Below are 295 nucleotides of genomic sequence, written 5' to 3' on the forward strand. Positions count from 1 at the left end.
TCTGAAGGGCCGTTGAAGACTACAACGTTGATAGGCAAGATGTGGAAGTGGTGTGAGCCATTAAGCTAACTTGTACTAATTACCCGTGAGGCTTAACCATACAACGCCAAACGCGTTTTATGTGATAGTGAAACAAGCGAAGAAGTTAATATAACTAAAGTAGAAATTATTTAGAAAGACTTAAAAAATATTATCAGATATTTTCCAAATTCAGTTAGTGCGTAGCGATACGAATTAACGCCCAAATTTGCTTGGTGACAATAGCGTTTTGGACCCACCTGACTCCATGCCGAAC

The 295-nt window shown here is 39.0% G+C and carries 1 rRNA gene; it reads left to right on the forward strand.

Annotation, left to right across the window (positions count from 1 at the left end):
• Nucleotides 1-100: ribosomal RNA gene (locus H5122_RS20065) — 23S ribosomal RNA — on the forward strand; the annotation flags it as partial.
• Nucleotides 101-295 lie beyond the last annotated feature (195 nt).

The organism is Pseudoalteromonas sp. SG43-8, assembly GCF_014164245.1.
Taxonomy (GTDB): domain Bacteria; phylum Pseudomonadota; class Gammaproteobacteria; order Enterobacterales; family Alteromonadaceae; genus Pseudoalteromonas; species Pseudoalteromonas distincta.